This is a genomic window from Oleiphilus sp. HI0067 (assembly GCF_001635735.1).
On record NZ_LWFI01001489.1, the window covers coordinates 1 to 618 of the forward strand.

The window sequence follows — 618 nt, forward strand, 5'->3', positions numbered from 1 at the left end:
GCGCCTGCATCTTTTGCTTTTTCTGCATTCTCGCCTTGCGTGAACACAGCAACGCGAACCGACTTACCTGTACCATTTGGAAGAACAGTCGAACCACGAACAGCCTGGTCAGATTTACGTGCATCAACACCAAGGTTGACTGATACATCGATTGATTCGTTGAACTTAACTTGAGATGAAAGCTCTGCCAATACCGCAACAGCTTCTTCAACTGAATATGCTTTACCAGCTTCTACTTTCTCAGCGATTAACTTTTGACGTTTAGTTAGCTTTGCCATTAGTTAACACCCTCCGTGTTCAAACCCATGCTACGAGCAGTACCTGCAATGATGCGAACAGCAGCGTCCATATCAGCAGCAGTCAAATCTGGCTCTTTTGTTTTTGCAATTTCTTCCAATTGCGCACGAGTAACAGTTCCAACTTTTTCAGTATTTGGACGGCCACTACCACTCTTGATACCTGCAGCCTTCTTAAGAAGAACAGCCGCTGGCGGAGTTTTCATGATAAAAGTGAAGCTCTTATCATTGTAAACGGTAATAACCACTGGAACTGGAAGACCTGGCTCCATGCTACCAGTCTGAGCATTGAACGCTTTACAGAATTCCATGATGTTCACAC

The 618-nt window shown here is 44.7% G+C and carries 1 protein-coding gene and 1 pseudogene; both read right to left on the reverse strand.

Annotated elements, in window-relative coordinates:
* A pseudogene (locus A3739_RS24385) lies at positions 1-278 on the reverse strand (50S ribosomal protein L1); the annotation flags it as partial.
* A partial coding sequence (gene rplK, locus A3739_RS24390; protein ID WP_082878591.1) for a 50S ribosomal protein L11 occupies positions 278-618 on the reverse strand: 341 nt, incomplete at its 5' end. The gene rplK and the pseudogene A3739_RS24385, both read right to left, overlap by 1 nt.